Annotated in this window: 22 protein-coding genes and 1 tRNA gene; 15 read left to right on the top strand and 8 right to left on the bottom strand. The window is 62.2% G+C overall.

From position 1 onward, the window contains the following. A partial coding sequence (locus tag A3722_RS00655) for a metallophosphoesterase (RefSeq protein ID WP_150120387.1) occupies positions 1-1,466 on the bottom strand: 1,466 nt, incomplete at its 3' end. A 166-nt stretch (positions 1,467-1,632) separates the two neighbouring features. Here A3722_RS00655 and nudC point away from each other — a divergent pair. Then, the gene (nudC, locus tag A3722_RS00650; protein WP_067624888.1) at positions 1,633-2,601 is read left to right on the top strand and encodes an NAD(+) diphosphatase; all 969 of its coding nucleotides are present in this window, start codon (positions 1,633-1,635) and stop codon (positions 2,599-2,601) included. Between the two features lie 72 nt (positions 2,602-2,673). Continuing rightward, the gene (locus A3722_RS00645) at positions 2,674-3,147 is read left to right on the top strand and encodes an SRPBCC family protein (RefSeq protein ID WP_067624890.1); all 474 of its coding nucleotides are present in this window, start codon (positions 2,674-2,676) and stop codon (positions 3,145-3,147) included. Positions 3,148-3,162: 15 nt separating this feature from the next. Here A3722_RS00645 and A3722_RS00640 read toward each other — a convergent pair whose 3' ends face one another. Continuing rightward, entirely contained in the window at positions 3,163-4,020 is an 858-nt protein-coding gene (locus tag A3722_RS00640; RefSeq protein ID WP_067624893.1) for a prephenate dehydratase, read from the bottom strand. A gap of 154 nt (positions 4,021-4,174) precedes the next feature. On the opposite strand from A3722_RS00640, the gene A3722_RS00635 reads away from it, so the two are divergent. Together A3722_RS00635 and A3722_RS00630 are read left to right on the top strand one after the other, a co-directional pair. Beyond that, positions 4,175-4,675, top strand: coding sequence for a c-type cytochrome (locus A3722_RS00635; RefSeq protein ID WP_067624897.1), 501 nt, complete (start codon positions 4,175-4,177; stop codon positions 4,673-4,675). 124 nt (positions 4,676-4,799) lie between these two features. After that, positions 4,800-5,621 carry an alpha/beta fold hydrolase gene (locus A3722_RS00630; protein WP_067624900.1) on the top strand — a complete coding sequence of 274 codons (822 nt, stop codon included), beginning with the start codon at positions 4,800-4,802 and terminating at the stop codon, positions 5,619-5,621. Between the two features lie 44 nt (positions 5,622-5,665). On the opposite strand, the gene A3722_RS00625 is transcribed toward A3722_RS00630, so the two are convergent. Next, positions 5,666-6,919, bottom strand: a complete 1,254-nt coding sequence (locus tag A3722_RS00625) for a GAF domain-containing sensor histidine kinase (protein WP_067624924.1) — start codon at positions 6,917-6,919, stop codon at positions 5,666-5,668. A 265-nt stretch (positions 6,920-7,184) separates the two neighbouring features. Here A3722_RS00625 and A3722_RS00620 point away from each other — a divergent pair, with 265 nt between their 5' ends. Genes A3722_RS00620 through A3722_RS00605 form a run of 4 tightly spaced genes read left to right on the top strand, consistent with a single transcriptional unit; the run spans position 7,185 to position 12,903 of the window. Beyond that, complete coding sequence (locus A3722_RS00620; protein ID WP_067624903.1) at positions 7,185-9,119, top strand: extracellular solute-binding protein; 1,935 nt, start codon at positions 7,185-7,187, stop codon at positions 9,117-9,119. A gap of 9 nt (positions 9,120-9,128) precedes the next feature. Continuing rightward, positions 9,129-10,220, top strand: a complete 1,092-nt coding sequence (locus A3722_RS00615) for a microcin C ABC transporter permease YejB (RefSeq protein ID WP_067624906.1) — start codon at positions 9,129-9,131, stop codon at positions 10,218-10,220. Beyond that, positions 10,220-11,326, top strand: coding sequence for an ABC transporter permease (locus A3722_RS00610; RefSeq protein WP_067624908.1), 1,107 nt, complete (start codon positions 10,220-10,222; stop codon positions 11,324-11,326). Before A3722_RS00615 ends, A3722_RS00610 begins: the two co-directional genes overlap by 1 nt. Further along, on the top strand, positions 11,323-12,903 hold the full coding sequence (locus A3722_RS00605) for an ABC transporter ATP-binding protein (RefSeq protein WP_067624911.1): 1,581 nt from the start codon (positions 11,323-11,325) through the stop codon (positions 12,901-12,903). Before A3722_RS00610 ends, A3722_RS00605 begins: the two co-directional genes overlap by 4 nt. A gap of 132 nt (positions 12,904-13,035) precedes the next feature. Here the strand turns inward: A3722_RS00605 and A3722_RS00600 are convergent, their stop codons facing one another. Both A3722_RS00600 and A3722_RS00595 read right to left on the bottom strand, forming a co-directional pair. Beyond that, a complete protein-coding gene (locus tag A3722_RS00600) occupies positions 13,036-14,508 on the bottom strand; it encodes a D-alanyl-D-alanine carboxypeptidase family protein (RefSeq protein WP_067915850.1) in 1,473 nt (490 codons plus the stop codon). Between the two features lie 263 nt (positions 14,509-14,771). Continuing rightward, positions 14,772-15,479, bottom strand: coding sequence for an HAD family hydrolase (locus A3722_RS00595; protein ID WP_067623448.1), 708 nt, complete (start codon positions 15,477-15,479; stop codon positions 14,772-14,774). Between the two features lie 156 nt (positions 15,480-15,635). Here A3722_RS00595 and clpS point away from each other — a divergent pair, with 156 nt between their 5' ends. The 7 genes from clpS (at position 15,636) to A3722_RS00560 (ending at position 20,497) form a co-directional block, all read left to right on the top strand. Beyond that, a complete protein-coding gene (gene clpS, locus A3722_RS00590; RefSeq protein WP_067623473.1) occupies positions 15,636-15,959 on the top strand; it encodes an ATP-dependent Clp protease adapter ClpS in 324 nt (107 codons plus the stop codon). A 3-nt stretch (positions 15,960-15,962) separates the two neighbouring features. Continuing rightward, on the top strand, positions 15,963-16,955 hold the full coding sequence (locus A3722_RS00585; RefSeq protein ID WP_067623451.1) for a class I SAM-dependent methyltransferase: 993 nt from the start codon (positions 15,963-15,965) through the stop codon (positions 16,953-16,955). Between the two features lie 19 nt (positions 16,956-16,974). Next, on the top strand, positions 16,975-17,775 hold the full coding sequence (locus tag A3722_RS00580) for an SDR family NAD(P)-dependent oxidoreductase (protein WP_067623454.1): 801 nt from the start codon (positions 16,975-16,977) through the stop codon (positions 17,773-17,775). A gap of 103 nt (positions 17,776-17,878) precedes the next feature. After that, a tRNA-Met gene (locus A3722_RS00575) sits at positions 17,879-17,955 on the top strand. Positions 17,956-18,089: 134 nt separating this feature from the next. Further along, positions 18,090-18,521, top strand: coding sequence for an acyl-CoA thioesterase (locus A3722_RS00570; RefSeq protein ID WP_067268618.1), 432 nt, complete (start codon positions 18,090-18,092; stop codon positions 18,519-18,521). 75 nt (positions 18,522-18,596) lie between these two features. Beyond that, positions 18,597-19,565 (top strand): Gfo/Idh/MocA family protein, encoded by a 969-nt coding sequence (locus A3722_RS00565; protein WP_067623457.1) that lies wholly within the window; start codon positions 18,597-18,599, stop codon positions 19,563-19,565. Then, the gene (locus A3722_RS00560) at positions 19,562-20,497 is read left to right on the top strand and encodes an acetamidase/formamidase family protein (RefSeq protein ID WP_067623460.1); all 936 of its coding nucleotides are present in this window, start codon (positions 19,562-19,564) and stop codon (positions 20,495-20,497) included. Before A3722_RS00565 ends, A3722_RS00560 begins: the two co-directional genes overlap by 4 nt. Positions 20,498-20,568: 71 nt before the next feature. Here A3722_RS00560 and A3722_RS00555 read toward each other — a convergent pair whose 3' ends face one another. From A3722_RS00555 to A3722_RS00545, 3 genes are all read right to left on the bottom strand, one after another. Continuing rightward, complete coding sequence (locus A3722_RS00555; protein ID WP_067623464.1) at positions 20,569-22,248, bottom strand: ABC transporter substrate-binding protein; 1,680 nt, start codon at positions 22,246-22,248, stop codon at positions 20,569-20,571. A 236-nt stretch (positions 22,249-22,484) separates the two neighbouring features. After that, positions 22,485-22,673, bottom strand: a complete 189-nt coding sequence (locus A3722_RS00550; RefSeq protein WP_067623468.1) for a DUF2783 domain-containing protein — start codon at positions 22,671-22,673, stop codon at positions 22,485-22,487. After that, positions 22,670-23,919: FAD-dependent monooxygenase (locus A3722_RS00545; RefSeq protein ID WP_067915848.1), on the bottom strand; the 1,250-nt coding region annotated here is incomplete at its 5' end. The genes A3722_RS00545 and A3722_RS00550, both read right to left, overlap by 4 nt.

Here is a 23,919-nt window from a genome sequence, read left to right as displayed (position 1 = left end):
ATTGCATAGGTCACGCCGTAGATCGTATCGCAGTGAAAAGGCGGGCGGCAGGGATCGAGAAGCGGACCTGTCGCACTGCCAAGCGGGGCGAAAACCTCGGCCGCTTTTTCCAGCCGTCGCCGGAGGTCAGCCCCCGTGATACGCAGCGCCCAGACCGCGTTTTGATAAGGAACCAGCCCGGCGATATGGCGGCGCTGCACCGCACCGGGGGGGATGTGCAAAAAATGCTCGGGCCCGCCACGCCCGCCCGCCGTATGTGCCGCCGTGGCCGCGAGGATGGGCAATGCGCTGTCTGCCGTGCCCGCCACGCCCTTGCGTATCACCTCGGCCTGCGCGCGGGCGGTCAGCGCGTCGATGGGGGTGGGCATGGCAAGGGCAAAGTAGTTGTGCAGCGGCCTCCCCGTGTGACCGACCACCTCTTCCAGATGCTTGCGGGTGCCAATGTGACTGATCCGCGCGGCACTGAGCACCACGGGATCGGCCAGCGTTTGCGCGCTGTTGTCGCGCAGGTGGCTGTGATGCTGCGACACCCGCCAGCCCCCCCGTGCGTCCCGTTCAAGGGCCAAATCTAGCACCGCCAAATCGGACCCGCCAAACCCCGGCATTGCCGCCGGTCGGTTGGACAGGGTGCCTGCCTGCGTGTCGACCCCCTTGCGCGGGCCGTGGTCCGCGCCGGGAAACCGAAGGTGGGTGTGGCCGGTAATCACGGCGTCGATCCCTTCGATCTGAGCCAAGGCGCAGATGTCTTCTTCGGCGGCGATCTCTCCTTTTTGGGGGATGCCCATATGGGCCAGCAGCACGGTGAGGTCGGCCCCCTCTGCCCGCAGCGTCAGGGCGGCGCTGCGCAGGCTTTCGAGGGGGCTGACGATCTCAGCCGCGTCTTCCAAGACCTCGCGGTTCCAAATCGCCGTGCGGCCCGGCAGAACGGAAAGCAGGCCAACCTGCAGCGTAGAGGAGGGATGCCCCCCAACAGCGGGCAGCAGGCATGACACAACGGCCCAGCGGCGCAGGGGGCCGGGATCGGTCAGATGCAGATTGGTTGAGATCAGCGGCATATCAATCGCGCCCGCCACGGCGCGCAGATAGGGCAGACCATGATCAAGGTCGTGATTGCCCAAGCCCAAGCCATCATATCGCAGATGGTTTACACAGGCGACAAGCGGATGCGTAGGGGTGACGGGCATCTGGGCGAGTTGGTCGCCCAAGGCATTGCCCTGCAACAGATCACCATTGTCGAGCAAGAGACAGGCCGCGCCCTGTTCAGCGGCCTCTTGCCGGGCGGCGCGGATCAGCGTGGCAACCCCGGCCAACCCATGGTGCCCCACCGAACGGTCGCCCACATAATCATGGCCCACGATCTGCATGTGCAAATCAGTCGTGGCCAATATGCGCAGACGTGCCCCGACCGGGGTGCCCCCCTCGGGGGGAACGACACCGGCCGTGACATATGTGCTGCGCTTGTTCACCGTAAAGGGAATTACTCGTTAAAAATACACAACCTAAAGCTGTTTTTATATGACCAAATTTCAACCGCTCTGGCAAGGGGGCTTGGGATTGCCAATATCGCCTGCGCCGTGGCATGGCTGGGCGAAACGCACAAAGCCTGTATCGGGCCGGTATCGGGAGAGCACCATGCGTCACGCGGAGACGGTAACCTTTGGAGGCTCGGCCCTTGATCGGGCGGGAGAGATACGTGGCAACCCGGAAGCGTTGGCGCAGCTTCGCGCCGACCCTGCCGCGCGCGCCATCGTCTTTTGGCGTGGCAAACCCCTGATCGCGCCTGAACGCCCTGCCGGTTTGGTCCGATTGGCGATGGATCACCCGGCGCTGCAAGAGGCCGCTGCCGCGCCGATCTTGCTGGGCCGTGAGGACGGGGCCGCGCGCTTTGCTGTCGATATCTCAGGCTGGCAGCCTGCCGATCTGGACCAATCGCAACTGGGGGCGTTCCTTGACCCCAGCGAGCAGCGGCACCCACTGCTGGGCGATGACATGGCATTCGCCGAGTTGCGGCGGGTGATGACATGGCTTGACCCGCGCGATGCCGAACTGGCTGCCAGCGGCAAGGCGATCCTCGGTTGGCACGAAACGCACCGCCATTGCGCGCGCTGCGGCGCTGCGACCGATCCGGCCCAAGGCGGATGGCAGCGCGTCTGCCCCGACTGCGGCGGCGCGCATTTCCCGCGCACCGACCCGGTGGTCATCATGTTGATAACCCATGGCAACTCCGTGCTCATGGGCCGCTCGCCCGGCTGGCCCGAGGGGATGTATTCGCTGCTGGCGGGCTTTGTCGAGCCGGGAGAGACGGTAGAGGCCGCCGTGCGGCGGGAGGTTTTTGAAGAAGCAGGGGTGCAAGTCGGCGCGGTGAGCTACCTCTCCAGCCAGCCATGGCCTTTTCCGGCCTCGCTGATGTTGGGCTGCGCTGGCGAAGCGCTGAGCCGCGACCTGACCATTGACCCGGTTGAGATCGAAGACGCGCTCTGGGTCACCCGAGAAGAGATGATGGATGTCTTTGCCGGAAGCCATCCGCATCTGCTGCCCGCCCGGCGTGGGGCCATCGCGCATTTCTTGCTGGAAAACTGGCTTGCGGATACACTGACCTGATACACCGACCTAACAGGCCCGGTCAAAGCGGCAGGGGTGGCAAATGCGAGCAGAAGAATTGGAACGGACGGAATGAAATTCTCGACCAAAGAAGACGTCGAAGCCCCGATTGAAGCGGTTTTTGACATGTTGTGCGATTTTGAGAGCTTTGAGCGGGCGGCCATGCGGCGCGGTGCCGAGGTGCAGCGCGCCGATACGATGCATCAGCCCGGTGTGGGAATGACGTGGAACGCGGTCTTCCCGCTGCGCGGCAAGCGGCGCGAGCTGACGCTTGAAATGGTGACCTTCGACCGGCCCAACGAGATGGTGATCGACAGCATGTCGCAGGGGTTAGCGGGGCAAATGTCGTTTGAATTGATGCCCCTGTCGCGCAACAGCACGCGCGTGTTGGTCGCGCTTGAGATCAAGCCGCTGACCCTTTCCGCGCGGCTTTGGGTGCAATCGCTCAAACTGGCCAAGACGACCCTGACCAAGAAATACAAGGACCGCGTCGCGGAATATGCCCGCGGTATGGAAGAGCGTCACGCCCGCGGCGTCAAAGTCTGAGCCTGCGCGCCCAGCCTACATCCCGGTCGGCGCGCCCCGGCCGGGATGGGCGGGGTAGGCCCCCAGAATCTCAAGCATATTGGTGAAATACCCCAATTCATCCAGCGCGCGTTTCACCGCCGGGTCTTCGGGATGGCCCTCGATATCGGCGTAGAACTGTGTCGCGGTGAAGGACCCGCCGACCATATAGCTTTCGAGCTTGGTCATGTTCACCCCATTGGTCGCAAAGCCCCCCATCGCCTTGTAAAGCGCGGCGGGAATGTTGCGCACCTCGAAGACGAAGGTGGTCAGCATCCGCTCGGCCCGGCGCGAAAGGTCGATCTGCGGGGCCATCAGCAGAAAGCGGGTGGTGTTGTGGTCCATATCCTCGATATCGCGGGCCAGCACGGTCAGGCCGTTGATCTCTGCCGCGACCTCGCCTGCCAGAACGCCATCGGTGCTGCCCTCGGTCGCGGCCAGTTCGGCGGCGGCCCCGGCGGAATCGGCGGCGGGTTCAGAGGTGATGCCATGTTGCTGCAAGAAACTGCGCGCCTGCGGCAGCAGCACCAGATGCGCGCGGACATGTTTGATGTCTTTTAATGCCACGCCGGGGCGGGCCATCAGAGCGATGCGCACCCGGACGAAAGCTTCGCCGATGATATGCAGCCCGCTTTCCGGCAGCAGGCGGTGGATATCGGCCACACGGCCATAGGTCGTGTTCTCCACCGGCAGCATCGCCAGTTCGGCGCGCCCTTCATTTACGGCGCGGATCACGCCTTCGAACGACTGGCAGGGCACCGGTTCCATGTCGGGGCAGGCTTGAAGGCAGGCCTCGTGACTATAGGCGCCAAGGGCCCCTTGGAAGGCGATGCGCGGCGTGGTCTGGGCGGTCATGGATCGTATCCTGCTGCAAAAGGCGCGGAGAAGGGCAATTGGTCGCGGTAACTACACCTTGCCTGCGCCAAGGGAAAGCAATAGATACGCGGGCAACGATGCCAAGAACCATGGCCCGCCCATGGTGCCAATACCAAGTGATGGACCCTGACGCATGTTCGATACAATGACCCTGACCAAAATCGCAGCCGGCGTATTCGGCGCCTGGTTGGTACTTCTTCTGGGCAAATGGGCGGGGGAAGAGATTTACCACGCCGATGCACATGGGGAAGCGTCCTATGTGATCGAAGTGGCCGATGCCGGTGGTGACGAAGGCGGCGAAGAGATCGACTTTACCGCCGTGATGGCCGAAGGCGATGCCGACAGCGGCTCTAAAGTGTTCCGCAAATGCGCCGCGTGCCACAAGGTCGACGGCTCCAACGCCGTTGGTCCGCACCTTGACGGTGTGGTCGACCGCGATATCGCCTCGGTTGACGGTTTCGGGTATTCCGGCGCTCTGACCTCGCTCGAAGGTGCATGGACCCCGGAAGAGCTGAGCGCCTTCCTCACGAGCCCCAAAGGCTATGCCCCCGGCACCACCATGGGTTTCGCCGGTCTGCGTAAAGTCGAAGACCGCGCTGACGTGATCGCTTACCTACAAAGCGTTTCCAACTAATTCCACGCTGCATTGCGTGAGTGAAAGCCGCCCTCTGGGGCGGCTTTTGCGTTTGGGCGCGGCGGAACGTCTTCTTCATGCAGGTGTTGGGCCATGAAACGTCCACACCGAAAGGAGACGCGACATGCAAAGTCATACAACCACGGTCAATGGGATCGAAATGCGTTGGGAAGAGACGGGGGCGGGTGATCCTGTCATCCTGCTTCACGGTATTCCCACATGCCCCGCGCTTTGGCGGGATGTCGCCCCGAAGGTCACCGGGCGCCGGGTGCTCGCTTGGGAAATGCCGGGGTATGGTGCCTCTATCCCGCAGGGCGAAGGGCGTGATATTTCGGTCTCGGCTCAGGCGGACTATCTGGTCGCTTGGATGCGCGATCAGGGTATCTCGCGTGCGATCCTTGCCGCGCATGACCTTGGCGGCGGTGTCGCGCAAATTGCGGCGGTGCGTCATCCTGAGATGGTCAGCGGGCTGCTTTTGACGAATGCGATCAGCTACGATTCATGGCCCGTGCCGCTTGTCAGCGCCGTGGCCAAGACTGGCGGCGTAGCGAAACATGCGCCCGATGGGTCGTTCCACCAGTTGCTGAAAATGATGTTTTCAAAGGGGCATGAGACCGACGCCGCCGCCGAGGCTGCGTTTGACGCCCACGCCCCGCATTACGCCCAACATGGAGAGGCCGAAGCCTTTGTCCGGCAGGCGCAGTCGCTGGACGTGGAAGATACCAAGGCCATCGCAGACAAGCTGCCCACCCTCAACATCCCCGCGCGGATCATCTGGGGTGCTGCGGATGAGTTTCAAAAACTCGAATATGGGGAGCGGCTGGCGAAAGATCTGAATGCACCGCTGCGGCGGATCGAAGGGGGCAAACACTTCACGCCCGAGGATCACCCGGACCTATTGGCGGAAGAGATCAACGCATTGATCCGCACGGTCGACGGAGCCTGAGCAAAGAGCGGGGCGCGGCATTGTGCGCGCCCCGCTCTTCGAAATTACTGAGCCGCGATCACCGGGGCGGCGACGTTTGCCGCGGCGATCCCGCCGATGTCGCAGCGCCACGCGGGCAGGCGGATCACGGCGCGGCTGCGGCCCGCCTCTACATGCACCTCGAAATCCCCGCCGTGCATTTCGATCAGCTTGCGGGTCAGCGGCAGGCCAAGGCCCAGCCCGCCCTTTGTGCTGCGATTGTCCATCATGCCGCCGACGATAAAGGGTTTGTAAAGCTCGGCAAGGTCGACGTGATCGTCAAAAGAGCCATTGTCGGTGATCGAAATCTCGATATTGCCCTCGGCGTCTTTGAACGTCTCTAGCGCGATCTCACTGCCGCCGTGCAGCACGGAGTTCAGAACCAAGGCCGTCACTGCCAATTCGATCTGGTCGCCATCTATGTGCATTTCCTCAAGCGGCAGGCTGTCGCGCAGAGTGATGGTTTTCGTGGTCGCATCTGTGGTGGCGAAATGCAGGGCCGAAACCGATTGCAAAAGATCGTTCAGATTGCATTTCCGCTCGTTCAGGCGCAGCTCTCCGGTGCTGACATTGCTGTAGGATATGATCGTCTCGATCAACGCGCTAAGGTGGTCGACAGACCGCCGGGCAGAGCGAATCAGCAGCGGATTAACCCCTTGTTCGGCTTTGGCCTCCAACATGCGCAGGCTGCCGAAGAGAACCGTGAGCGGTGTTCGCAGTTCGTGACCTACCAGCGTTAAAAACGTGGATTCGGCGCTGGTGTCGGCCTTTAGCTCAGGGGCGTTCGGCTGGCTGTGCTCAAGCGCCGCGACGACCATACGGCCAAGGTCTTCCAACAGGGCGATCTGTTTCTCGGAGGGCTGTTCGTGCGGTTGCAGGTCCAGCGCGCAGAGGCTGCCAAAGCGGTGGCCCGAGGAAAGGATCAGCGGCACGCCGCAGTAATAGCGCGCCTCGGGTCCGCCCTTGGCAACCATGGGGTGGCGCTCAAATCGGGGGTCTTTGCTGAGGTCGGGCACCACCAGTGGCACGTCCGACATGATCGTATGGCTGCAAAACCCGGTGTCTTTCGGCATCGGTTCCAGCGGGTAGCCAACCACGGATTTGTACCATTGGGTTTCGGCCTCCACGACGCTGATATGTGCAATCGGACAGTCAAGCAGACGGCGGGTGGCCTCGCAGATAGTGTCGAACAAAGCTTCGTTCTCGGCTGTGAGGCCGGGCACATCAAAAACGGCGCGCAAGCGGGCTTCTTCGTTAAAGGGAATCGGGTAGGTTCTCATCGTCTGCTCCAGTTTACGCATCGTTAACTTGAGTGAAGAATCTGTTAATTTTGGGGCGAGAAATCGGCTGGCCTGCGAAGTTCCCGGGCGTCGGGCTACACATTCTCGCGAGCGGAAGCGGGGGAAATCGCCCTTCGATGGGGCAACCTCCGCGGCGGACCGCCCGTGCAGGGCAACCTTACATATTCGCAACTTGTATCTTGGCATCTCACAGCGTTAGCCTAGATGACGCCTACCCGGACTATGCCACGCCAAGGAGTGACCTATGCCCCGTGCCCAGACCCGCGCCGCGACCCGCCCTTCGGTCTTTGATGACCTGCCGCTATGGCTCGCGACGCTGACGCTGATGGTGGCGGCCCTCTTGGCCGGTGCCGCCGCGGCGCAGGAGCAGGAGCAGGAGGTCATCAAAAGCCATGGCTATTCTTTTTATGGCGATCTGACTTACCCGGCGGATTTCGAGCATTTTAACTATGTGAACCCCGATGCACCCAAGGGCGGGGAAATCTCGATCCCCTTCGTGGGCACGCTGGATTCGATGAACCCCTATTCCGGCAAGGGCCGTGCGCATCTGTTCTCGATCTTTGGGTTTGAAAGCCTGCTGGGCGAGGCCCCATCGGGTGAGCCGCTGCCAGCGGATGTCTATGGCGAAAGCTACTGCCTGCTGTGCGAAAGCCTTGAGTATCCCGAGGACAAGTCTTGGGTGACCTTCCACATGCGCCCCGAGGCGACGTTTTCGGACGGCACTCCGGTGACCGCGCATGACATCGTGTTCTCGCACAACTTGCTCTTGGACGAGGGCCTGAAATCCTATGCAGACGCGGTGCGGAAGCGCATCCCCAAGGTCGAGGCGCTGGACGACCACACGGTGAAGTTCCACTTTGCCGACGGTATCTCCCGCCGCAGCCTGATCGAGACGGTGGGCGGCGTGCCCGCATGGCCGAAACATTGGTTCGAGGAAACCGGCAACACCCTTAAAGACAGCTGGATGGACCCGCCCCCCGGATCGGGCGCCTATATGGTCGAAAGCGTCGATCTGACCAAGCGCATCGTGCTGAAACGCAACCCCGACTACTGGGGCAAGGACTTGCCGATCAACCGTGGCCGCATGAATTTCGACCGCATCCGGCTGGAGATTTTCAGCGACGACACTTCGGCCTTTGAGGCGTTCAAGGCGGGCGAATACACCTTTCGCGCCGAAGGGGATTCCAAGAAATGGGCCACGGGCTACGACTTCTCCAAGGTGAGTGACGGCGACATCGTCAAGGCCGAGCTGCCCGACGGCTCGCCCCCCACGCCTTCGGGGATCATCTTTAACCTCGGCCGCGAGACGCTGCAGGACCGCCGTGTGCGCGAGGCTGTGGCACTGATGTTCAACTTTGAATGGACCAACGAGTCGCTGCAATACGGGCTCTTCAGCCACCGCGCCTCGTTCACGCAAGACACGCCGCTGATGGCCGGGGCCGCGCCCGAGGGGGCGGAACTGGCGCTTCTGGAAAGCCTTGGCGATCTGGTGCCGGGGGAGCTGTTGAGCGCGCCTGCCGTGGTACCGCATACCTCAGACCCCAGCCGCCTGTTGGACCGGCGCAACGCGCGGCAGGCGTCCAAGCTGTTGGAGGATGCGGGGTGGACCGTGCAGAACGGCATGCGTGTCAATGAGGCGGGCGAACCCCTGCGGCTGAACTTCCTGATGAACTCCGCCGGGTCGCCGACGATTTCGGCGGTGATCGAAAATTTTGTGGGCAACCTGCAATCCATCGGCATCGACGCGCGGCTGGAGAAGGTGGACAGTTCGCAATACACCGCCCGCGAGCGGGACCGCGACTATGACATGATCTATGACGCCTATGCCGCCTTCCTTGGCACCGGCACCGGTCTGTCGCAGCGCTACGGGTCCGAGGCGGCGGAATTTTCGCTGTTCAACCCCGCAGGGCTTGCCAGCCCGCTGGTCGACGCGATCATCGAAGCCTCGCTCGATGCCGAAACGGCAGAGGACGAAGATGCGGCTCTGATAGCGCTGGATCGGGCGCTGCGGCATGAATTCTTTATGATCCCCACATGGTACAACGACAGCTATTGGGTTGCCTATTACGACCAATACGACCGCCCCGAGATTCCGTCCTATGCTTTGGGCTACCTCGATTTCTGGTGGTATGACGAAGACCGCGCGCAGCAATTGCGCGCCTCCGGCGCCTTGCGGTAAAGCGACCACATGGGTGCTTATATTCTCAGACGGCTGTTGCTGGTGATCCCGACCTTGTTCGGCATCATGCTGGTCAACTTTGCCTTGGTGCAATTCGTCCCCGGTGGCCCGGTCGAGCAGGCCATCGCGCGGATTCAGGGCGGCGGCGATGTCTTTGGCGGCTTTGCCGGGGGCAACAACGACGCCGGGGTCGACACGATGGCACGCGGGTCTGACAGTACCTATGTCGGCGCGCGCGGGTTGCCCCCTGAGTTGATCGAGGAGTTGGAAAAGGAGTTCGGCTTCGACAAACCCCCCGTGGAGCGGTTCTTTCACATGCTGTGGAACTACATGCGGCTTGATTTCGGCGAGAGTTACTTCCGTGCCATCAGTGTGATCGAACTGATCAAGGAAAAGCTGCCAGTCTCGATCACGCTGGGGCTTTGGTCAACGCTGATCGCGCATCTGGTGTCGATCCCCTTGGGCATCCGCAAGGCGGTGCGCGACGGCAGCCGGTTCGATACCTGGACCTCGGGCGCGATCATTGCGGCCTATGCGATCCCCGGTTTCCTCTTTGCCATCCTGCTGCTGGTGCTCTTTGCCGGTGGGTCTTACTGGCAGATCTTCCCGCTGCGTGGCCTGACCTCGGATAATTTCGACAGCCTCAGCCCCTTGGGCAAGGTGGCCGATTATTTCTGGCACATCACGCTGCCGGTGCTGGCCTCGACGATCTCGGCCTTTGCCACGCTGACGCTGCTGACCAAGAACAGCTTTCTGGACGAGATCAAAAAGCAATATGTCATCACCGCCCGCGCCAAGGGTCTGTCAGAGCGCAAGGTGCTTTACGGGCACGTCTTCCGCAACGCGATGCTGATCGTGATCGCCAGTTTCCCGGCGGTCTTCATCTCGGTCTTTTTCGGCGGGTCGATCATTATCGAGACGATCTTTAGCCTTGATGGGCTGGGGCGTCTGGGTTTTGAGGCAGCGGTTGCGCGCGATTATCCGATCGTCTTCGGGACGCTCTTCATCTTTGGGCTCATCGGCCTTGTCGTCGGCATTTTGTCGGACATGATGTATGTGCTCGTCGACCCGCGCATCGACTTTGAGAAGAGGGAAGGCTGATGGCGCTGTCCCCCCTGAACCAGCGCCGCTGGCGCAATTTCACCGCGAACCGCCGTGCCTATTGGTCGTTGTGGATTTTCGCGATCCTCTTTGGCATTTCGCTGCTGGCAGAGTTCGTGGCCAACGACAAGCCGATCCTCGTGAGCTATCGCGGCGAGTATTACGCGCCGATCTTCAATTTCTACCCCGAGACCGCTTTTGGCGGGGATTTCCAGACCGAAGCCGCCTATCGCGACCCTGAGGTGCAATGCCTCATCGCCACCGGTGGGCTGGATGCCTGTTTCGACGACCCTGAGGGCTATATTATCGACGCTGCGGATGGCGAGGTCGAAGGCGAAGCGATCGACAAAGGCTGGGCGCTTTGGCCCGTCATTCCCTATTCCTTCGACACCGCCGTGGACCGCCCCGGTGCCGCACCGCTGCCGCCCAATGGGCAGAACTGGCTCGGGACCGACGGCACCAAACGCGATGTGATGGCGCGGGTCATCCATGGCTTCCGGCTTTCGGTGGTGTTCACCCTGATCGTCACCGGGGCGGCGTCGATCATCGGCATTCTGGCGGGCGCGGTGCAGGGCTTCTTTGGCGGCTGGCTCGATCTGATCTTTCAGCGCATCATCGAGATTTGGTCCTCAACCCCGTCGCTTTATGTGATCATCATCATGTTCGCCATTCTCGGGCGAAGTTTCTGGCTCTTGGTGATCCTCCTCGTGCTGTTCTCATGGACCGCGCTGGTGGGTGTGGTGCGGGCCGAATTCCTGCGCGCACGCAACCTTGAATACGTCCGCGCTGCCCGTGCGCTTGGGGTGGGCAACGGCACCATCATGCTGCGCCATATGCTGCCCAATGCGATGGTGGCCACGCTGACCATGCTGCCGTTTATCATCACGGGCACGATCTCCACGCTGGCGACGCTCGACTTCTTGGGCTTTGGCCTGCCGTCCTCGGCGCCGTCGCTGGGGGAGTTGACGTTGCAAGCCAAGCAGAACCTGCAAGCGCCTTGGCTGGCCTTCTCGGCCTTCTTTACCTTTGCCATCATGTTGTCGCTGCTGGTCTTCATCTTTGAAGGCATCCGCGACGCATTCGATCCCAGAAAGACCTTCTCGTGACTGCTTTGTTGGACGTCAAAGACCTGCAGGTTTCCTTTCGGCAGGACGGGCAGTTGATCCCGGCGGTGCGCGGGGTCAGCTTTGCCGTGAACCGAGGAGAGACGGTGGCGCTGGTGGGGGAAAGCGGCTCGGGCAAGTCGGTCTCGGCGCTCTCGACGGTGTCGCTCTTGGGCGATAGCGCGCGGGTCAGCGGCTCGGTCACTTATGATGGGCAAGAGATGATCGGTGCAGATGACAAGCTGCTGCATAAGGTGCGCGGCAACGACATCTCGTTCATTTTTCAAGAGCCGATGACCTCGCTCAACCCGCTGCACACGATCGAAAAGCAACTGGCGGAGTCGCTGGCGCTGCATCAGGGATTGCAGGGGGCCGAGGCGCGGGCGCGGGTGTTGAGCCTCTTGGAACAGGTCGGCATCAATGACGCGGAGAGCCGCATGGGCGCCTATCCGCACCAGCTTTCGGGCGGGCAGCGGCAGCGCGTGATGATCGCGATGGCACTGGCCAACAAGCCCGACATCTTGATCGCGGATGAGCCAACCACGGCGCTCGACGTGACCATTCAGGCGCAGATTCTCGACCTGTTGAAAGACCTGAAGGATGAGATGGGGATGGGGCTTTTGTTCATTACCCATAACCTCGGGATCGTACGGCGCATCGCCGACCGGGTCTTTGTCATGCAGAAAGGGCTGGTCGTCGAAGAGGGGCCGACCGCCGAGATTTTCGACAATCCGCAACACCCCTATACACGCAAACTGCTCGGCGCCGAGCCCACCGGCGCGCCGGCCCCTGTGGCGGCGGATGCGCCCGAAGTGCTGCGCACCGACAACCTCAAGGTTTGGTTTCCGATCCAGAAGGGCCTGCTGCGTCGTACCGTGGGCCATGTGAAGGCCGTCAACGACACCAGCCTGTCGATCCGCGCGGGCGAAACGCTTGGCATCGTCGGGGAAAGCGGCTCGGGCAAGACCACCGCGGCGCTGGCAATCATGCGGCTCATCGGCTCAGAGGGGGAGGTGACTTTTCGTGGCGAGGACCTACGCAAATGGTCCACTAAAAAGCTGCGCCGCCTACGCGCCGACATGCAGATCGTCTTTCAGGACCCTTTCGGCTCGCTCAGCCCGCGGATGACCTGTTTCCAGATCATCTCGGAGGGGCTGGCGATCCATAAGATCGACAAGGCGCGCGACAGACGTGAACTGGTGGCGGAGGTGATGACGGAAGTGGGGCTCGACCCCGCGACGATGGACCGCTACCCGCATGAGTTTTCCGGCGGGCAGCGCCAGCGGATCGCTATCGCCCGCGCCATGGTGCTGCGGCCGAAGCTGCTGGTTCTGGACGAGCCAACCTCGGCCTTGGACATGACGGTGCAGGTGCAGATCGTAGATTTGCTGCGGGAATTGCAGGCGAAATACGGGTTGGCCTATCTGTTCATCAGTCACGATCTGAAGGTCGTGCGGGCGATGTCGCACAAGGTGATGGTGATGAAGCGCGGCGATGTGGTGGAATACGGCGACGTTGATGCGCTTTATGACAATCCGCAGACCGACTATACGCGCAAGCTGTTGCAGGCGGCTGGTTAAGCAGACGTCGTAAGTGCGGAGAGGGAGAGGGGGCGTTGCCCCCATCGCGCCGGGGGGCGCGATTCCCCCGCGGGTATTTTTAAAAGGATGAAGATTGGGGGGCGTCGCCTGAGGGGCGGCGGTCTTTGGGCTTTAGCCTTCGCTTGGGCCGATCATGAAGCAGCTGACGTTGCGCGCGGCCAGACGGCGGCAGGCGAGGTCGGCGCTTTCGCGTGACAGGCCGAGGAAGTTCGCGTCATAGCCCTGCGGACGCTGCACCACTTTGCGCAATGTGCCATCAAGCGTCGACATTTCGGCCAGTGCGGTTTTCAGCAGGACCTTCTCGGCGGCGTAGCGGCTGGGGAAGCGGCCCACGTTGACCCCCCAGTGGCGACCGCCCGAGGTGGAGACGCGGGTCACGATTTCTTGCTCTACCGCCTGCTGTACGGCCAGCGTTACGTCTTTGGGCCGCGGTTCGGGGCGGGGGGAGGCCTGCGCGGTGGCGATGACGACTTCGGCGTCTTTGATCTCTGGTGTGGGCGCGGCGGCGGGCGGGGTTGGCGCGGTTTGCACCGCTTCGCGTAGGGCTGCCGTAATATCGCTGTTGGAGACGGTGCTGGTTGCTTCGGGGGCAGCTGCGGTGGCGACGACCACGACCTCGCTGCGGGGGCGGAGTTGCGGGCGTTTGGAGGTGGTGACAGCTCCGACAAGGCGGATCGTTTTGCCTGCGGCACCGGGGGCCGCGGGCGTGTCTTCGACATCGGCGTAGACCGGGGGCACTGGTTTGCGCAGGGGGGCCGAAGAGGGGGCGCGGCGGAAGCCAAGGTCCATCAACTCGGCCACTTTGGCGTTGCGCGAGGCGGTGGATTTGCCCCCGAAGACGGTCACGATGATCCGTTCGTTGCCACGCTCGGCCGAGGCCGTCAGGTTGAAGCCGGCGGCGCGGGTATAGCCGGTTTTGATGCCATCGGCGCCTTTGTAAGATCCCAGAAACCGGTGGTTTGTGTGGGAGACCTTGCGCACGCCCGCATCGGCGGTGATGCGCGAGAACAGGTTGTAGTACTGCGGGTAATCATAGAGCAGGTGGCGGCCCAGAGCCGTCATATCGCGCGCGGTGGAGAGGTGGCCGCTTTCGGTCAGCCCGTGCATATTCTTGAAGGTGGTGCGCGTCATGCCAAGCTGTTTGGCGGTGCGGTTCATTCGGCGGGCAAAGGCGGCCTCGGACCCTTCGATGGCTTCGCCGATCGCGGTGGCGGCATCATTGGCGGATTTCACGGCGGCGGCGCGGATCAGGTAGCGCAGGGCGATTTTTTGGCCCGGACGCATGCCCAGTTTGCTGGGCGGCTCTGAGGCGGCGTTCTTGGAGATCGTTACTTGGGTATCGAGTGAGAGTTCCCCGCGTTCGACCGCTTGGAAAGCGATGTATAGGGTCATCATCTTGGTCAGGGAGGCGGGGTGCAGGCGCGTGTCGGCGTTCTCTGCGTGGATTTCTTTGCCGGTGCGGGCATCGATGACATAGGCGGCATAGGGGGCTGCCATGGCGCTGAGGGGTAGGATGACCAGAACCCAGAGTGCTGCGAATAGAAATAGCCCGTAACGGGCCGGCTGAATGCGCCGAGCCTTCATATTTGCCTGCCTTTTACTGCCTCAAGTCGCCGATTTTCGGCTGACCATTTATTGATTGGTTCAAGGCTAGCATAGGACGGCGCATCGCGGAAGCCGTCGAATCCGATGGACAGGGTAAAAAGGACGGATCTCTTCTCCAATATGTAGAGGCTTGCGCACATTGACCTACTATAAGCGCGAATAAGGCAAGAATTGGGCGTAAGTTGGCCCGCAGTGGGGCGTTTTTAGTTGGGGCGCAGAGGCGACTCACCGGCGCGGGCGAGTCACCCCGAAACGATCTTTTTCACCGTCTCTGGGAGGCCGGAAAGATCGTTGATTTCAGCAAAACGTGGTGAATTGGTTGGCGGTTCGGCGTGTTCCATCGCCCATGTGAGGTCATGGGGCACGTAGACGCCCCAGCCGCCCGCCTCGATCATCGGGCGTACATCGGAGGCCAGTGAGTTGCCGACCATCAGCCCCCGCGCGGCGCCTTGCCCATGCTGCTTAAAAATGTGGCGATAGGCGGCTTCGGTCTTGTGAGAGACGATTTCGACCGCATCGAACCTCTCTCGCAGGCCTGATTGCGCCAGTTTGCGCTCTTGATCCAGCAGGTCGCCTTTGGTCACCACGATCAGCCGGTAGTCACCGCGCAGGGTTTCCAGCACGTCTTCGACATGGGGCAGCAGTTCAATCGGATGGTCCAGCATCTCGCGCCCGGCGGCGAGCAGGTCACTGATCACCTCGGCGGGGACTTTGCCCTCTGTCACCTCGATTGCGGTCTCGATCATCGACAGGGTGAACCCTTTGATCCCGTAGCCGTAATGCGGCAGATTGCGCCGTTCGGCTTCCAAAAGCCGTGCCATCAGATGGTCGCGTTCACTATGTTCGGCCAGAAGGGCTGCAAAACGGTCGTGAGAGAGTGCAAAGTAGCGTTCATTATGCCACAATGTGTCATCCGCATCGAAACCGATGGTGGTGAGTGCCCCGCCCATATGTGCTGCCTCTTTCCTAAATTGGTTCAGGGGTTATATAGACGGCTGCACGACGAACAAGCTCTACCCCCAGCCGCAGGAGCAGCAATGCACCGTGACGACGCGAAAGCAGATTGGACGATCCAAGCAGCAGACCGGCCCGCGATGGGTTGGCAGATGATGGCGGACGGCCCCAAGGATGACGACGAGACTGAGTTGTTGACCAAAACCCGTCCCAAGACCAAACGCCCCCCGCTTTATAAAGTGATGCTGCTGAACGATGATTTCACCCCGATGGAATTCGTGGTGCATGTCTTGGAACGTTTCTTTGGCCTGAACCACGCGCAGGCGTTCGAGATCATGTTGACGGTTCACAAAAAGGGGCTGGCCGTGGTTGGCGTCTTTAGCCACGAGATCGCGGAGACGAAAGTGGCGCAGGTGATGGATTTCGCCCGGCGTCATCAACATCCGCTGCAATGCACTATGGAAAAAGAAGAATAACACGTGATTGATCCGCGACTGGAACTGGCCCTGAACGGCGGTGGGCTGGACTTGCCCGAAACTGGGGTGATCGCCATCTTTCAGCCCCCCGTGGATGCCGATTTGGCCGGTTTGCCGGTAGAGCGCTGCAAGATCATTCACGATTTCAAGCCAGCCTATGACGCTTGGACCGCGCGGGGCTATGAGGCCGCGCATTCGGTAGAGGGGCGTTATGCCGCCGCCATCGTCTGCCTGCCGCGCGCCAAACATGAGGCCCGCGCCTTGGTCGCTCAAGCCTGTGCTGTGAGCGACGGGCCGGTGGTGGTTGATGGGCAAAAGACCGATGGCGCGGATTCGATCCTGCGCGAAATGCGTGCGCGGGTGACGGTGCAGGGTCCGATCTCCAAGGCGCATGGCAAGCTTTATTGGATTGATACGGGCTCCAGCGATTTCTTCACCGATTGGGAAGCCGGTCCCGCCCAGACGGAGGGCGGCTTTTGGACCGCGCCGGGGGTCTTCTCTGCTGATGGGGTCGATCTGGCCTCGGCGCTGTTGGTGGATGTGCTGCCCGATAACCTTGGGGCCGAGGTGGCTGATCTGGGTGCAGGCTGGGGCTTTCTCTCGGCGCATATCCTGACGCGGCCCAAGGTGAAGACCGTGCATTTGGTCGAGGCCGGGCATATGGCGCTGGAATGCGCGCGTCATAACGTGACCGACGACCGCGCCGTGTTCCATTGGGAGGACGCCACCGAATGGCAGCCCCCGCACCGGATGGATGCGGTGGTGATGAACCCGCCCTTCCACACCGGCCGCGCCGCCGAGCCACAGATTGGTCAAGCCTTTGTCGCCGCCGCCGCGCGTATACTGTCGGGGCAGGGCGACCTATGGATGGTGGCCAACCGGCATCTGCCCTATGAGGCGGAACTGAAGAAACGCTTTGCACAGGTGGCGGAGCTTGGGGGGGATGCGCGGTTCAAACTGTTCCACGCCACACGCCCGCTGACCCGGCGCCGCTAAGCCTTAAGGGGGTATCCCGATGTCATTTTCGATCTCAGGCAAAACAGCCATCATCACAGGTGCCGCAGACGGCATTGGCCTTGCCATCGCGCGGCATCTGGCCGACCGGGGCGCCAATGTGATGTGCGCCGACTCTAACGAGAAAAAGCTGATGGAAGAGTTGGGCGACACGCCGGACGACGGGAATGTCCGCGTTTTTGCCGGGGATCTACGCCAGCGGCTGACCATCGCCAACCTCGTCTCGGCCACGATCGACGCTTATGATCAGGTCGATATCCTTGTGAATGCCTCGCGGCAGGTGTTGCCCACCGATCCGCTGGATGTGGATGACGGATCGGTTGATACGCTGTTGCAGCAAAACCTGATGACGGCGCTGCAACTGTCGCAGCAGGTGGCGCGGCGGATGATAAAACAGGCCGAGGGCCAGACCGAGGGGCAGGTGGGGTCGATCATCAACCTCAGTTCCATCGCGGCACAACGCCACCAGCCGGATATGATGGGCTATGCCATCGCCTCGGCGGCGGTGCAGCAGATGACCCGCTCTCTGGCGCTGGTGCTGGCTCAGCACCGGATACGGGTGAATGCGATCTCTTTCGGGTCGGTGATGAGCGCGTCGCTGCGCGCCGCCGTGGCCGAAAACCGCGACTGGCGCGAGGATATTCGCGCGCACACGCCGCTTGGCCGTATCGCCGGGCCGAATGAGCTTTGCGAGGCGGTGCAATTCCTCGCCGCTGAAAGCTCGGGCTTTATGACCGGTGAGATCATGACCATTGATGGTGGGCGTACCCTGCTTGATGTGGTCTCGGCCCCCGCGCATTAAAACCCGCGCATTAGGGCGGGGCGGCAGTTTTCTGGGGCAAAAGTGAAATCATCCATCTTTCGCCCTTGACCCCAATGCCAAGCTGCCTTATCCGACGCGCCACGGCGTTATAGCTCAGTTGGTTAGAGCGAACGACTCATAATCGTTAGGTCCCTGGTTCAAATCCAGGTAACGCCACCATCCTCCCCCTTTTCCGTATGACGATATGCCTGCTGGGCTGGCACTGGCCACCTGCGCTTGGGTTGCACGCGGGGCTGGAAGGGATAGAAGATAGCCCATGCCCCGCGCGGGTTTGAGCAGATGAAAGCAGCCTTATGACCACGGAAAACTTCGTTCACGAGATCAACGTCACTTGGGGCGATTGTGACCCGGCGCAGATCGCCTATACCGCGCGGCTGCCCTATTTTGCGCTGGATGCGATCAACGCATGGTGGGAGGCGCATTTCGATGGCGATGGTTGGTTCCAACTGCAGATCGACCGCAACATCGGCACGCCTTTCGTGAACCTTTCGATGGATTTCCGCAGCCCGGTCACGCCAAGGCACAAGCTGATGTGCGAAACCTATCCGACGCGGCTCGGCAACAAATCCATCACCTTCGGCATGAAGGCGCGGCAGAACGGGGTGCTGTGTTTCGAGGGGTCGTTCACCTGCGTCTTTACCATCGCGGATGTGTTCAAAAGCCAATCCGCGCCCGAAGAATTGGCCCGCGTGATCAAACCTTTGGTCCGCGCTGACCTCGCCTGAGGCAATTGCGCCGCGCGCAGTTGAAGTTCCCCCGATTGCAGCGTCTTATCGCGCAGCACATTGAGGGAGACGAAGATGACGATCAGGACTGCGGTAATCGGATTGGGGATCATGGGCCGGCGCATGGCTGAGAACATGGTGCTGCACCCCGACTTCACGGTCACCACCATGTGGGATCCCGACCCCGCGGCCTGTGTCGCCGCGCAAAAGGTCGCGCCGGAGGCGGCAGTGTCGGCCACGGCGTCCGAGGCGATGGCCGATGTCGATCTGGTCTACCTCGCCTGCCCCCCGGTGCCGCGCAAAGCCTATGCGCTTGAGGCCGCAGCGGCGGGCAAGGCGATCTTCCTCGAAAAACCGCTCGGCGTGGACATCGCGGAAAGTCGTGCGTTGGTGGCGGAGTTGCAGGCTGCAGGCGTTCCGGCGGCGGTGAATTTCACCCAAGCGGCGGGGGCGGCGCTGACCGATCTAACGCGGTCGATCGGTGAGGGTGCGCTTGGCGATCTTTGCGGTATCGACATCATCGTGACCTATCCGGCCTGGCCCCGCGCGTGGCAGGTGGATGCGGATTGGCTGCGCTTTGCCGAAGAGGGCGGCATGACCCGCGAGGTAATCTCGCATTTCCTGTTTTTGAGCGAGCGGGTGCTGGGGCCGCTGACCCTGCAATGGGCCCATGCGGAATATCCCGACGCCGAACTTTGCGAGACCCATGTCGCGGCACGGCTGGTCAATGCCGAGGGCTTGCCGGTTTCGATCCTTGGCTCTGTTGGTGGCGTGCAGCCGGACCGGCAAGAGGTGACGGTGAAAGGGGCCAAGGCCAGCCGCCGCATCTCGGAGTTTGCCATCGACACCCTGTCGACCGGAGAGGCCTTCGCGCCGACCAACAGCAGCCCCACCGACACCCGCGCCACCAGCCTCAAAGCGCAGCTTGACGACATGGCGCTTCTGATGGACGGCGGCCCGAGCCGACTGGCCACACCAGAAGAGGCGCTGCGCGTGCAGGAGCTTATCGAAGGCATTTTGGCCAACGGAAGGACACAGTCATGACCGCCACCTTGCAGTCATCGCCCGAAACCTGCCACTGGGGCTACTTTGAGGCCAGCCGCCCGCCCGCGCTGACGATCCAAAGCGGCGACGAGGTGATCATCAACACCGTCTCTGGCGCGCCGAACTGCCTGCCGCCCGAAGGCTTCCATGTGCCGCCGGAACTTTACGACATCCACAAGGCAGGCCCGCCGCCGATGCCCGGCCATATTCTGACGGGCCCGGTGGCCGTCGAAGGCGCGACGCCCGGGGATGTGCTGAAGGTCGATATCCTTGATGTCGTGCTGCGGCAGGACTGGGGGTATAACTTCATCCGCCCCTTGGCAGGCACGCTGCCGCAGGATTTCACCGAGACCTATCACAGCAACATCCCGCTCGATGCTGAGCGGGGCATCGCCCGGCTGCCTTGGGGGCTGGAACTGCCCTTGGCCCCGTTCTTTGGCGTCATGGCTGTGGCGCCGCCGCCCGAATGGGGCCGGATCGCCACCATTGAGCCGCGCAAGCATGGCGGCAATCTGGACAACAAGGAACTGGTGGCGGGCAGCACGCTTTACCTGCCGGTCTTCAACGAAGGGGCGCTGTTTTCCTGCGGGGATGGGCACGGCGCGCAGGGCGACGGCGAAGTCTGCGTCACGGCGATTGAGACGGCGCTACAGGGGCGCTTTCGTCTGACGGTGTTGAAGGATCGCGGGCTCAGCTATCCGCAGGCCGAAACGCCAACCCATGTGATCACCATGGGCATGGCCCCCGACCTTGACCACTGCGCGGAGATGGCCCTGCGGGAGATGATCGCGCTGGTGTCTGAGCGCGCAGGGATCAGCCGCGAGGATGCCTATGTGCTCTGTTCGCTGGCCGGGGATCTGCGCATCACCCAGACGGTGAACCGCGAAAAGGGCGTGCATATGATGATGGCGAAAGAGTTGATCGGAGGGTAAGGCGCCCCCCCCCCCGTAACGAAAAAGGGCCGCATCGCTGCGGCCCTTTCGCGTTTCTACCTACTGGCAGATCACTCTTCCTCCCAAGCCATCCGCGCCGGGTGGTATTCAAACCCAATGTGGTGCGCGGCACCCACCAACCCCTCGCGGGTGTGGTTATAGAGCGAGCGCCAGTAAGGCTGGATCGTGACGCCATCGTCTTGCAGCATCTTCTCACCCTTCGCCATGATCTCGCGCCGTGCCTCAACATCGGCCGTGGCCAGCGCCTCGGAGAGCAGGGCGTCGAACTCAGGGTTGGCATAGCCAAACTCGTTCCACGCCTCGCCCGAGCGGTAGGCCAGCGCCCAGATTTGCACGCCCAGAGGCCGCGCGTTCCAGTTGGTGGAGGAGAAGGGATATTTCACCCAGTCGTTCCAGAAGGTCGAGCCGGGCAGGATGGTGCGTTTGACCTTGATGCCCGCGTCGCGCAGCTGTGCGGCGACGGCATCGGTCGTGTCCTTGCGCCACGCATCGTCGATCGAGAAGAGCTCATGCTCGTAATCCGCCATACCGGCTTCTTCCATCAGCGCGCGGGCGGCTTCGGGATCAGTCTTGGGCGGTTCGACCTCTGCATATTCAGGGTGCATCGGGCCAACGTGGTGGTTTTCGGCCACGATCCCACGACCGGCATAGCCCAGTTCCAGCAGCACGGCGTTGTCGACCGCCAGTTGCAGCGCGTTGCGCACGCGCTTGTCTTCGTAAGGCTTCATGCCGTCGATTTCGGCCAATTGGTTGGGGCGGATCACGATGGTCGCCGCTGTGGCGATCTCGTTCTCGACCCAACCGTCGAGCGTGCTCATCACGTCGATGTATTCGCCTTCCATGGAGTAGAAAGCGTCGACCTCTTCGGCCTCGGCAGCGGCGATCCATGCGGAAGGGTCGGTGCCGTAGTCGATGTATTCCAGACGGTCGATGTAGGGCCCGCCAAAGACTTCAGTGCCCCACCATGTGTGGTCGGGGTTCTTCACCAGCACGCTTTTCACGCCCACTTCGAGCGATTCGGGCAGGTAGGGGCCGGTGCCCTTGGGGTTTTCCAACATGGTGTCGGGGTCGAAACCCTCGGGCGTGATCGCGGCGGGGTAGTCGGCCATGCCGGGGATCAGTGTGATGTCGGACTTTGGCAGCTTCAGCTTGACCCTGTGGTCATCGACCACCTCAATCGCACCTTCGATCGCCTTGCCGGTCTCTTCGTCCACCAGCGTGGCGAAACGGCCCGCCATGGAGTTGCCTTCGAGCGATTTATCGCACCAGCCTTCGATGTTGCGCGCCACGTCCTGCGCGGTGAAGGGGGTGCCGTCGTTCCATGTCACGCCCTTGCGGACGTTCAGCGTGTATTCGGTGGCGTCGTCGCTGATCTCCCAGCTTTCCAGCAGGCCGGGGGTGAAGGTGCCGTCGTTCTCCCAGATGGCGAGATACTCCAACCAGCCGCGGCTGAAGTTGGCGATTTGCGACCAGTCATAGGTGCGCGGGTCTTTTAGGGCACGCACCTCCATCTGCATCCGCACGGTGCCGCCTTCCTTGAGGTTGGCATGGGCCGCCGCACGCGCGGGCGCGGCCATGCCAAGCATCCCGTAAGCTGTGGCGGACGTGGCCCCGAAGGCGCTCGCAATCGCCAGAAACTCGCGTCTGTTGACGGGGTCTTTCTTGGCGTTCTCGGCTGATGTCAGCACGGATTGCGGCAGCGGTTTTCCGGTGCGTGTCAAAAATTCCATGATTTTCCTCTCTGTTGGTGCGTTGGCCGTGGCCATCGCGGATCCCCACTTTTAAGGGTGGGGCAGGTGATGCAGTTGACCTGCTTTTGTCGCCTCTTGAGGTGGGCGCGGGGTGTTTAGTCTGCCGATCAGGCGCGTTGCGTCAAGCCTGTCGCGGGAAGTTGAGGAGCAAGTTAGCGCAGGAAACCGTCCCGGCAAGCGGGGTGGCCGGGAAAAACCACTGGTAAAATGGCGGTTTAGGCCAGATCACGCGCCGCTTTGAAAAGCGTCTCAAGCCGGGCGGGGTCGCCGACCTCATTGGCCAGCATCAGCACCAATCGCGCGTTCAGGGCGTGGCTTTCGGCCTCGCTCAGCCCTTCGTGGGCGGCCATGAGCGCGGCATAGACGGTGTCACCCTCGGTGCCGAGGTTGTCTTGAAGGATCATGCGGTGGCTCCTTTCGCGTAGTCTAAAGCGCCGTCAAAGGCACGGGCAAAGGCGCGGGAAATCGCGGCCCTGTCGGGCTGGTCGAAGACGGCGCAGACATGGCCATCGGGGCGCAGCAGATAGAGGAACCCGCTGCCATAGCGCCGCTGCGCGTGGCCGTCCTTGCCTTGAAAACAGGGATAGGCACCCTGCGATTGGTCGATGCCGATACGCCTCAGGCCGGGGATATCCGGGGCCGTGATCCCGCCGACCGCGAGCAGGGTGAACTGGCCCTGAACCTCCCCCAGCAGCCAGCGATCCCCCGCAGGTCCGGCAAGCGGCGCGTCGATCAGCGCGTTGCCGGGGCGCAGGGGGGCGTCGCCTGCAGTTTGCAGCGGGCTGTGGGCCAGCGTGCAGGGTTGTGAGAGGCGGCCTGAGTTAATCAGCTTGCGCGCGAAAGGGTGCTGCGCGGCAAGGGTCAGCACCTCATTCCGAAACAGGGTTTCGATGGGCGATTTGGGTGTCATGAAATTCGTCGCGCGGGCGGAGTTGCGCATGTTCTCATCCGCGCCGTGCCCGCGTTCGATGTCATAGCTCTCGATCAGGCTGGTGGGCGCGTCGCCCTGCACGACAGCGGCGAGTTTCCAGCCGAGGTTGTCGACATCCTGCACCCCGCCATTGCCGCCCCGCGCCCCGAAGGGGCTGACCACATGGGCGCTGTCGCCGACAAAGACCACGCGGCCCTGCACGAACTTCTCCAACCGTGCGCAGCGGAACTTATAGACGCTCATCCAATCCAGCCGGAAAGGCGCATCGCCCAGCATCTGCTTCAAGCGCGGCACGACTTTCTCTTCGGTCGCCTCGGCCTTCGGGTCGGTCTCTGGCCCCAGTTGCAGATCGATGCGGTAGATATTGTCGGGCTGTTTATGCAGCAGCGCGGATTGCCCGTTGTGAAAGGGTGGGGCGAACCAGAACCAACGCTCGGGTGTGTCATGGTCGCCAAAGGGTGAGGTTTCCATCTCTACATCGGCGATTAGGAAATGTTCGTCAAAGGTCTGGCCCTCGAAAGGCAGGTTCATGCGTTTGCGGGTGGCGGACCCCGCGCCGTCGCAGGCGATGTACCAGTCTGTTTCCAGTAGGTACGGCCCGTCCGGCGTCTCAACCGTCAGTTCGACGTGATCGGCGTGGCCTTTGTGATCGGTCACCTTGTTGAGAAACCGCAGGTCGATCAGGTCGGGGAAATCTTGTGCGCGTTCAACAAGGTACT

Origin of the sequence: Sulfitobacter sp. HI0027 (genome assembly GCF_001634775.1) — a bacterium.
Classification (GTDB): domain Bacteria; phylum Pseudomonadota; class Alphaproteobacteria; order Rhodobacterales; family Rhodobacteraceae; genus Sulfitobacter.
Note: the sequence above shows the minus strand (reverse complement) of the source record. Positions and strands in the feature narration are given on the sequence as shown.